This is a genomic window from Caballeronia udeis (assembly GCF_001544555.2).
GTDB lineage: Bacteria > Pseudomonadota > Gammaproteobacteria > Burkholderiales > Burkholderiaceae > Caballeronia > Caballeronia udeis.
This window is the reverse complement of sequence record NZ_FCOK02000062.1, coordinates 50,926-58,989: the sequence shown is the minus strand read 5'-3', so window position 1 is coordinate 58,989 and position 8,064 is coordinate 50,926. Positions and strand designations below refer to the sequence as shown.

Annotated in this window: 7 protein-coding genes; 5 read left to right on the top strand and 2 right to left on the bottom strand. The window is 61.3% G+C overall.

Translation table 11 applies throughout. From position 1 onward, the window contains the following. Positions 1-224 precede the first annotated feature (224 nt). On the top strand, positions 225-437 hold the full coding sequence (locus AWB69_RS32690) for a DUF1059 domain-containing protein (RefSeq protein WP_062090965.1): 213 nt from the start codon (positions 225-227) through the stop codon (positions 435-437). Between the two features lie 107 nt (positions 438-544). Beyond that, on the top strand, positions 545-1,600 hold the full coding sequence (locus tag AWB69_RS32685) for a class I SAM-dependent methyltransferase (protein WP_062090957.1): 1,056 nt from the start codon (positions 545-547) through the stop codon (positions 1,598-1,600). 57 nt (positions 1,601-1,657) lie between these two features. On the opposite strand, the gene AWB69_RS32680 is transcribed toward AWB69_RS32685, so the two are convergent. Continuing rightward, positions 1,658-2,464 carry a CerR family C-terminal domain-containing protein gene (locus AWB69_RS32680; RefSeq protein WP_062090956.1) on the bottom strand — a complete coding sequence of 269 codons (807 nt, stop codon included), beginning with the start codon at positions 2,462-2,464 and terminating at the stop codon, positions 1,658-1,660. Between the two features lie 92 nt (positions 2,465-2,556). Here AWB69_RS32680 and AWB69_RS32675 point away from each other — a divergent pair, with 92 nt between their 5' ends. Genes AWB69_RS32675 through AWB69_RS32665 form a run of 3 tightly spaced genes read left to right on the top strand, consistent with a single transcriptional unit; the run spans position 2,557 to position 6,780 of the window. Continuing rightward, entirely contained in the window at positions 2,557-3,696 is a 1,140-nt protein-coding gene (locus AWB69_RS32675; RefSeq protein ID WP_062090955.1) for an HlyD family secretion protein, read from the top strand. Continuing rightward, positions 3,689-5,290, top strand: a complete 1,602-nt coding sequence (locus tag AWB69_RS32670) for a DHA2 family efflux MFS transporter permease subunit (protein WP_062090954.1) — start codon at positions 3,689-3,691, stop codon at positions 5,288-5,290. Before AWB69_RS32675 ends, AWB69_RS32670 begins: the two co-directional genes overlap by 8 nt. Before the next feature lie 20 nt (positions 5,291-5,310). After that, on the top strand, positions 5,311-6,780 hold the full coding sequence (locus AWB69_RS32665; RefSeq protein WP_062090953.1) for an efflux transporter outer membrane subunit: 1,470 nt from the start codon (positions 5,311-5,313) through the stop codon (positions 6,778-6,780). 56 nt (positions 6,781-6,836) lie between these two features. Here the strand turns inward: AWB69_RS32665 and fabV are convergent, their stop codons facing one another. After that, positions 6,837-8,033: an enoyl-ACP reductase FabV gene (gene fabV / locus AWB69_RS32660; RefSeq protein ID WP_062090952.1), complete on the bottom strand. Its 1,197-nt coding sequence runs from the start codon at positions 8,031-8,033 to the stop codon at positions 6,837-6,839. Between the last annotated feature and the right edge of the window lie 31 nt (positions 8,034-8,064).

Sequence of the window (8,064 nt, the reverse complement as noted above, 5' to 3'; positions counted from 1 at the left end):
CGCTTGACGAACCATCGCGCGCACCTCTACATGGAAGGTGTGCTTATTATTACACTATTGAATTAGAAATGGAATTACGTGCGCTGAAATAACGACGAATGAGTTCGCAAGCCCTTTGTCAGCGACCTATAATTTTCGCAGGCGCTGGTTCGTCGAAAGAGGCGTGGCGCCAATCCGATCCACCTTCGTCATTAACTCGGTACTACGTAATGGGGGAAGACGTCATGACCCGCAAATACATCGACTGTCGTGAGTTTCCCAGCGAGATGAACTGCACCATCGCGCTGTCTGCGGACTCCGACCAGGAACTCCTGGACGCAGCCGTCCAGCACGCCGTGTCCGTCCATAAACACACTGACTCTCCTGAACTGCGCGCCCAGTTGAGCGCGCTGTTCCACCAGGGCACCCCGCCGGTCGATTCACCGCGTACCGCATGACCCGGCGGTGAACGGCCAGAACCTCATTTTCTCGTGTCGGCGTCGACATATTAATAAGTATGACGAACAGTCTTTTGTGAGACGCCGCGTATTTAAGGGAGCGCACCATGGCAGTCGACCAGTCGAAACTCGATGCATTCATGGGAGGATTTGTCCACGATCTCGGCGCCGTGATGCATGCGGCTACGGTCGTCGTCGGCGATCAGCTCGGGCTCTATAAGGCGCTCGCCGCCAAGCCGCTACTTCCGGAAGAACTTGCGCAGGCAACTGAAACGGACGCGCGTTATGTTCGCGAGTGGCTAAGCGCGCAGGCTGCGAGCGGCTATGTCAACTACGATCCCGCGTCGGAACGCTTCAGCCTGAGCGAAGAACAGTCCTTTGCGCTCGCCGAGGAAGGCAGCCCGGCGTTCATACCCGGCGCGTTCCAGATTGCCGTTGCGCAGTTCAAGATCATCCCGAAGATGATGAAGTCATTCAAGACCGGACTGGGCGTGGGATGGCATGAGCACGACGTCTCGCTCTTTCACGGGACGGAGCGTTTCTTCCGTCCGGGCTATGCAGCGTATCTCGTGAGCAACTGGATTCCGTCGCTTGGCGGCGTCGAGGCGAAACTGAAAAGCGGTGCACGCGTGGCCGATATCGGTTGTGGACACGGCGCGTCCACGGTCATCATGGCGCAGGCCTATCCGCAGTCGACGTTCGTGGGCTACGACTATCACGAAGGGTCTATCGAGCATGCGAGAGAGTCCGCGGCAACTGCGGGCGTAAGCGACCGCGTGAGTTTCGAGGTTGCTTCGGCCAACGATTATCCGGGGAATAACTACGACTTCGTCACCATGTTCGACTGCCTTCACGACATGGGCGATCCCCTTGGGGCATCGCGTCATGTGCTTGAAACCCTGGCCGACGATGGCGCGTGGATGATCGTGGAGCCGTTTGCCAACGACACGCTCGAAGGAAACCTGAATCCCGTCGGGAGGATCTTTTACTCGGCGTCCACGCTGATCTGTACACCGGCTTCGCGAGCGCAAGCGGGCGCCATGTGCCTGGGTGCGCAAGCCGGCGAGCGGCGGATTCACGACGTGGTCACGGAAGGAGGCTTCCGGCAATTTCGCCGGGCAACGGCCACGCCGTTCAATCTCGTCTTTGAAGCGCGGCGATAAAACAGCTGAGGGTTCTCGGCGTCATACGACGGGAACCCTCACGCACGGATTTCCCTGTTACTTTTTTGCGGCGGCCTTTGCACTCTTGAGGGCAGTACGCTTCCTGGGCGCTGATTTCGCGGCGGGCTTCTTGTTTCCGCCGGATTCGCCCTTGTTGGCCAAACCGTCCCTGCTCCATTGTTCAAGCAGCATCTGCGTTTGCGTACGCACGGTAGCCTTGAGCAAATCGCCCTTCTCGGTGTCTATCTCCTTCCATCCAAGCATTGCAAGCGTTGTGCGCGGCGCCACATGGAACATCAACAATTGTCCGTGCAGACTCAGCATCCGGATCAACGTAAGCTGATCGTCGGGTTCCGCGCCGGTAATGCGCGCAATCAGTCTTGAGCCGACATCGTTCAAAGGCTGCCGCACGCGCCGCATCATGATCTCGGACGCAATGGACGGCTCATGCCCCGCCTGTTCGCGCGTAAAGAAAAGCCGCTGGTTGGACGTATCGCAAGCCTTCATGAACATGCGGTCCGCAATCGCTTCCTGAATGCGAATGAAAGCATCGATCAGCACCGGAATATCACTGTCGTTGCTCAACACGTCCGCAGCATGTTTCACCACCGGTTCAAGCGTGATCCAGGACGAGTCGGCGAGATATTCCGCACACGCGCGGTACACCCCCTCTTTATTCTCGAAGTAATACTGCAGCGCGGGTGCATTGACCCCGGCGCGCGCGGCGATGTCACGCGTGGACGCGCCCTCGAAACCATGCTCGCCAAACGACTCGATCGCCGCTTCGATGATTCGCAGCCTTGTTTCGTCGCCGCGCACATATCCGCCAGCCGAGGGACGGCGCAGCCGTTTAGTGTCGTTCATTCGTGCATCTCCCTTCAACTAAACAAATATATCACTTGACACAATTTTACCGGCTGGAATAATTGTTCCGATTGGAATAATTTGGATCAAAGATGTCAACAACCGCAGGATCGCCTCCGAACGAAGTGCCGCAAGACTCCACCGCCTCGCCCGCGCGACGATCTGGAAAACGCCTGATCCTCGTCGCGCTCGGGATCGTTGCGCTGATCCTCGCGGGAGTCTGGCTTGCCCGCTGGTGGACAGTGGGACGCTTCATTGAAAGCACTGACGACGCTTATCTGCAAGCCGACAGCGTTACCGTTGCGCCCAAGGTCAGCGGCTACGTGACCGATGTCTACGTGGGCGACAACGCCACGGTCAAGGCGGGCGACCCGCTGGTCCGGCTGGACACCCGCCAGTACCAGGTCGCGCTCGACCAGGCACAGGCGACCATTGCCGCACGCATCGCGGACATCCAGCGCGCGCAAGCCGACATCCTCCAGCAGCACGCCACCATTGAACAGGCCAAAGCGCAGCAGCAAGTCGCTCGCGTAAGCGCCCAGCATGCCCGCGATGAAGTCCAGCGCTACGCACCGCTTGCCGCCACCGGCGCCGAAACCAGCGAACGGCTGTCCGAGTTGACCAGCACGCGCGACCAGGCACTGGCAACGCTGACAGCCAACACTGCCGCGGTCAATGCCGCGGAGACACAGATCGCGGCCTTCACCGCGCAGATCGCCCAGGCACGTGCCCAACTCGAGGCGGCAGAGGCCAGCGCGCGGCAAGCGCACCTCGACCTGCAGGACACCGTCGTGCGCAGCGCACTGGCCGGCAAGGTCGGCGACCGCTCGGTACGCGTCGGTCAGTACGTGCAGCCGGGCACGCGGATGCTGTCGGTCGTACCGGTGCAAAGCACCTATCTGACCGCCAACTTCAAGGAAACGCAGGTTGGCCACATGCGCGTCGGCCAACCCGTGATCCTGCATGTGGATGCACTGCCCGGTACGGACCTGCACGGCGTGGTGGACAGTTTTGCCCCCGGCACCGGCGCTCAGTTCGCGCTGCTGCCGCCTGAAAACGCCACCGGCAATTTCACCAAGATCGTCCAGCGAATTCCTGTGCGCATCCGCATTGAGACAGGACCGGAAACACGCAGCGTGCTGCTGCCCGGTTTGTCGGTGACGGCCGATGTCGATACCCGCTCATCGCGTGAAGGCGACGAGCGCATCAAGGCCGAGAACGACCATGGCTGATGTGACCACGACAGCCGCTTCCTCGCCTGCGGCGCCCGCACCGGAAGCGGAACGCGCGAGTGCGACGGACTGGCTCGCCGTTGCAGCCGGCTCGCTGGGCGCGCTGATGGCCACGCTGGATATCTCGATCACCAACTCGGCCTTGCCGCAAATCCAGGGCGAGATTGGCGCAACCGGCACCGAGGGTACATGGATCTCGACCGGCTACCTGATGTCCGAGATCGTGATGATCCCGCTCGCGGCATGGCTCACGCGCGTGTTCGGCTTGCGTAACTTCCTGCTCGCCAATGCCACGCTGTTCATCGCGTTCTCCATGATGTGCGGATGGTCGCACAGCTTGCCCATGATGATCGCCGGGCGCATTGGCCAGGGCTTCGCGGGCGGCGCAATGATTCCGACTGCGCAGACCATCATCCGGACCCGCCTGCCGCGCTCGCAAATGCCCGTTGGCATGACCATGTTCGGCCTGATCGTGTTGCTCGGTCCGCTGCTGGGGCCTGTGGTTGGCGGATGGCTGGCGGAAAACATCAGCTGGAGCTGGTGCTTCTTTATCAACCTGCCCGTATGTATTGCGCTGATCACCTTGCTGATCGTCGGGCTGCCGTCGGACCGGCCGCAATGGAGCACGTTTTTCAAGGCTGACTGGATCGGCATTGTCGGCCTTGCGATCGGCCTGAGTTCGTTGACCGTGGTACTGGAAGAAGGCCAGCGCGAACGCTGGTTCGAGTCCAGCATGATCGTGTCGCTCACCTGCATCTCGCTGGCCGGCATGGTTCTGATCGCCATTTCGCAACTCACCGCGCAACGGCCGATCATGCGTCTGAGCCTGATGCGCAACCCGCGTTATGCAAGCGTCATTGTCATTGTGTTTGCAGTCGGCGCGGCGCTCTATGGCGTGTCGTACCTGCTGCCCCAGTTCCTCGGCCTGGTGTCCGGATACAACGCGCAGCAGTCGGGCGCCATCATGCTGATATCGGGCGTGCCGGCCTTCCTGATCATGCCGATCCTGCCGCGCATTCTCGGCAAGCTTGACTTTCGAATGCTGGTGATCAGCGGACTGTTGTTGTTCGCGCTGAGCTGCATGCTGGATATCGGCCTGACCGCGCAGAGTGTCGGGCACGACTTCTTCTGGTCCCAGCTAGTACGCGGCTTCGCGCAAATCCTCGCGCTGATGCCGTTGAACCAGGCGTCAATGGCAGCGGTCTCACGCGAAGACTCCGGCGACGCCGCCGGTCTCTACAACATGGCCCGCAATCTCGGCGGCTCGGTCGGCCTCGCGATCATCGGGACCGTGATCGACCGGCGCACCACCTTCCATAACGCGATGATCCGCGAATCGCTGACGGCCAATTCGCTGATAGGGCAGGAGCGGGTGGCATCGAGCGCCGCGAACTGGTTCGCACAAACCGGCGACATGGCCTACGCCAAAATGCGTGCGCTCGGCCAGATCGCGGCACAGATCCAGATGCAGGCCACCGTCATGACGTACTCTGAAACGTTCTATCTGCTCGGTCTCGCGCTGCTTGCCTGCGTGCCGCTCGCGCTCCTCCTGAAGACTCCACGCGGCCCCGTTTCGACGTCCGCCGGCCATTGACGGCAAAGACACTATCCACGATGTTCGCTCGCCCTACTGCTCCTCTGTCTCTTACACCGCTTCTTACGCTGCTGGCGTCGGTCTGCGCCCTCTCGGCCTGTACTGTCGGCCCCGACTATGCCGGTGCGCCGCAGGTCGCGCCCGACGCGGCGCATGCCGCCAACTTCGTGCGCACGCCCGCGGCCGGCATGGTCTCAACCCGTGCGCCGAGTCAATGGTGGCTCGCGCTCGACGATCCCCAACTGAACACGCTGATCGACGCCGCGCTCGCCCATAACCCGGACGTTCACGCGGCGCAAGCGCGTCTGCGCGAAGCGCGCGCGCAGTTGCAGCACCAGAAAGCGAACGGCATGCCGACCGCTTCTTTCGACGCCGCCGCGTTGCGCATGCGCGAGCCGAACCTGAGTTCGCTGTCATCGTCCCAGGGTGGCTCGTCTTCGTCCGGAGGAGGACCGCTGCAGCTCTATACCGCGGGCTTCGATGCATCGTGGGAAATCGATCTGTTCGGCGGCACGCGGCGCGCGGTGGAAGCGGCCACGGCGGAAGCGGATGCGGTCGACGCCGACCTCGCCGACATACAAGTGTCGCTCGCGGCGGAAGTCGCGCAAGCGTATGTCGGCCTGCGTGACGAGCAGCAGCGTCTGACGCTGGCAAAGCGTTCTGCGGAACTCGAGCAACAGATGCTCACGCTGACCCAGCAGCGCCGCGCGCACGGCACAGCGGCCGACGTCGACGTGGAGCGCCTGACCACGCAAGTCGAGAACACCCGCTCGACATTTTCGCCGCTCGACGCGCAGGTTGCCGAGTCGCTAGATCAGCTTGCCGTGTTGACGGGCCAGGCTCCAGGCGCGCTCGATCAGGAGTTGTCCGCGTTGGGCCCCCTGCCGGCCCTGCCGGCGTCCGTGGCTATAGGTGACCCTGCATCAATGCTGCAGCAGCGGCCCGATATTCGCGCGGCCGAACGGCGCCTTGCGTCCAGCAACGCCCAGATCGGCGAGCATAAGGCCGACTTCTTCCCGAAGGTGACCTTGTTCGGCGACCTCGGCTATACCGCTGCCAATCCCGGCCACCTGGTCCGCAAGAACAACTTCAGCTGGATCGGCGCGCCTTATCTGCAGTGGAACGTGCTGGACTTCGGCCGCACGCTCTCGAGCGTTCGCGGCGCCGAAGCGTCGCGCGACGAGGCCGATGCGAAATACGCGCATACGGTGCTTGCCGCGTTGCAGGACGCGAACACTTCGTTGTCGCGTTACGGGTATCAGCGCGAACATCTGGCTACGCTGCAGCAAGTGCAAGCGTCGGCGGACCGCTCAGCCACGTTGATGCGTCAGCGGTATGTCGCCGGAACATCAAGCCTGATCGACCTGATCGATACTCAACGCACTCAGTTCATCGCGCAGCAAAACGTGGTCGCCGCGCAAGCTGAATTGCTGAAGGATTTCGTGTCGTTGCAGAAAAGCCTGGGACTCGGCTGGCGCGTGGAAGGGTGACGCGAGCGCTTTGAGGTCGCGCCGGCCTCGATAAAATCGGGCCGGCGCATGTGGATTCAATCCTGGACCATGCCTGGAATGTCCACCTTGAGATTAACGTCGGCTTCATAGTTCACGCCGTCGATTTCGAACCCGAACAGCCGCAGGAATTCGCTCTTGTAGCCGGCGAAATCGGTGAGCTCGTAAAGATTGTCGTTCGTGACCTGACTCCATAGTTCCTGCACCCGGGCCTGAACTTGCGGACTGAGTTCCTTGTAGTCCGCACGCAACCGGCCCTCTTGATCCATGCACGGCGACGCGCCATACAGGCTGTCTTTATAGAGGCCATAGACCTGCTCGATGCAGCCTTCGTGCGTGCCCTCCTCCTTCATGACCTTGAATAACAGCGACAAGTACAACGGCATCATGGGAATGGCCGAGCTCGCCTGTGTCACAACTGCTTTCAATACCGAGACGCGTGCGTCGCCACCGTGACTCGAGAGGCTCTCGCGAATTGCCAGGACCTTTTGATCCAGATCCTTTTTCGCCGCGCCTATGGAGCCGTTCCAATAGATGTCGTGAGTTATCTTCTCGCCCAGGTAGGTGAACGCCGTGGTCTTCGCTCCCTCCGCCAGAACGCCCGCAGCGAGTAGTGCGTCGATCCACATCTGCCAGTCTTCACCGCCCATCACGGCCACGGTGTTATCAATTTCGCTTTGCGTGGCCGGCTCCAGGATGCTTTCCTTGATGACCTCCTTGTCAGTGTCAAGGCCGCGCAACGTGACGGCCTTGCCGACCGGTTTCAGCGTCGAACTGAACACCTCTCCCGTCTTCGGGTGAGTCCTTCTTGGTGACGCGAGGCTATACACGACCTGATCGACCTGTCCAAGGTCTCGCTTGATGACATCGATGGTCTTCTGCTTGACCTCGTCGGAAAAAGCGTCGCCGTTGATGCTCTTTGCATAGAGCCCCTTCGCGGTCGCGAATTGGGTGAAAGCCGCGGTGTTGTACCAGCCGGGCGTACCGGGCTTACTGTCTTCACCGGCGCGTTCGAAGAAGACACCAAGGGTCTCGGCGCCGCAACCAAATGCCGCCGTGATCCGGGCCGCGAGCCCGTACCCGGTCGACGCGCCGATCACCAGGACTTTCTTCGGTCCCGCAGCAATGGGGCCTTGTGCCGTCACATAGCCGATTTGTTTTTCGACATTGGCTTCGCAGCCGACGGGATGAGTAGTCACGCAGATAAAACCGCGCACGCGTGGTTTGACGATCATGAAGACCTCGCTTGTGGGGATGCCGGGATTA

Bases quoted from the DNA above. Each gene is read 5' to 3' on its own strand.
- AWB69_RS32690 (WP_062090965.1), top strand. From the start codon at position 225: ATGACCCGCAAATACATCGACTGTCGTGAGTTTCCCAGCGAGATGAAC.
- AWB69_RS32685 (WP_062090957.1), top strand. From the start codon at position 545: ATGGCAGTCGACCAGTCGAAACTCGATGCATTCATGGGAGGATTTGTC.
- AWB69_RS32680 (WP_062090956.1), bottom strand. From the start codon at position 2,464: ATGAACGACACTAAACGGCTGCGCCGTCCCTCGGCTGGCGGATATGTG.
- AWB69_RS32675 (WP_062090955.1), top strand. From the start codon at position 2,557: ATGTCAACAACCGCAGGATCGCCTCCGAACGAAGTGCCGCAAGACTCC.
- AWB69_RS32670 (WP_062090954.1), top strand. From the start codon at position 3,689: ATGGCTGATGTGACCACGACAGCCGCTTCCTCGCCTGCGGCGCCCGCA.
- AWB69_RS32665 (WP_062090953.1), top strand. From the start codon at position 5,311: ATGTTCGCTCGCCCTACTGCTCCTCTGTCTCTTACACCGCTTCTTACG.
- fabV (WP_062090952.1), bottom strand. From the start codon at position 8,033: ATGATCGTCAAACCACGCGTGCGCGGTTTTATCTGCGTGACTACTCAT.